The sequence below is a fragment of the Kribbella deserti genome, assembly GCF_042434725.1.
GTDB lineage: Bacteria > Actinomycetota > Actinomycetes > Propionibacteriales > Kribbellaceae > Kribbella > Kribbella deserti.
The window spans coordinates 1-967 of record NZ_JBHLTC010000067.1 but is presented as its reverse complement, the minus strand read 5'-3'; the positions used below and the strand labels follow the sequence as shown (position 1 = coordinate 967).

1 protein-coding gene is annotated in these 967 nt (G+C 69.0%); it reads right to left on the bottom strand.

Annotated elements, in window-relative coordinates; genetic code table 11:
* On the bottom strand, window positions 1-896 hold an 896-nt coding region (locus tag ACFFGN_RS36035), incomplete at its 3' end, for a transposase (protein WP_512700342.1).
* Window positions 897-967: the final 71 nt, after the last annotated feature.

The window sequence follows — 967 nt, the reverse complement described above, 5'->3', positions numbered from 1 at the left end:
CAGCCTTTGCGGGTGGGCATGATCCGCGAGTCGGGGTCGGTGACGTTGCGCCGCGGGCGGCCCTTGGACGGCGTGCTCGCGGCAGCCTGTTCGGCCGCGCGCAGTCTGGCCTCGCGCTCGGCGAAGCGTTGTTCGGCCTTGGCGAGGCGGGCCCGGGCGACCTGGACGGCGTGGCTGTCGTCGACGGCGACCGGGGGCCGGCCGCCGGGGCGGCGCCCGTCGGCGTCGCAGCGGGCCTGGTAGCCGGCCGTGGCGTCCTTGGCTTTGTTCTCGGCGCGTTCCACCCGGTCCCGGGCAGCCTCAACGACCGCTAGGGCTTTGGCATCGGCCGCGGCCTGGGCCGCGGTCCGCTGCGTGGTCTCGGTGTCGATCTGGGCCAGGCAGTCACGGATCCGGGCGACCCGCCCACCACCACGACCCGACATCCCTGGCGGCAGTTCATCACCACGCTTGGCACCGAACAACGCATCCTCGTCGGCATCAACCGCGGCCGCGGCAGCCACGATCCGTTCCGCCTCGGCCCGCAACCTGTCCTCGGTGCGGTTAGCGTCGATCGAAGCGTTCGCGGCGATCTTGGTGCCATCGACCGCGATCGACCCGACCCGGCCCAGACCAGCCTTGCCACACACGATCAGCACCTGGGTGAACAAATCCGTGAACGCTGCCTCGTGCTCGGCGCGGAACCTCGCGATCGTCGTGTGATCAGGCACGTCTTGAGCACAAATCACCCGAAACGCCACATCCACCACACATAACCGCTCGATCTGCCGCGAGGAATGCACCCGGTTCGCATACCCATACAGCAACAACGTGACCAGCATGTCCGGATCGAACCCAGCCCGCCCCTGACGAGCCCGGGCCCTGGACCGCCGCGAATGGAACGCCGAGGTGTCCATCTCGCCCACCACCTCGATCAAAAACCACGCCAGATGATCCTCAGGCAGCCAATCGGCCATGTCCGGCGGCA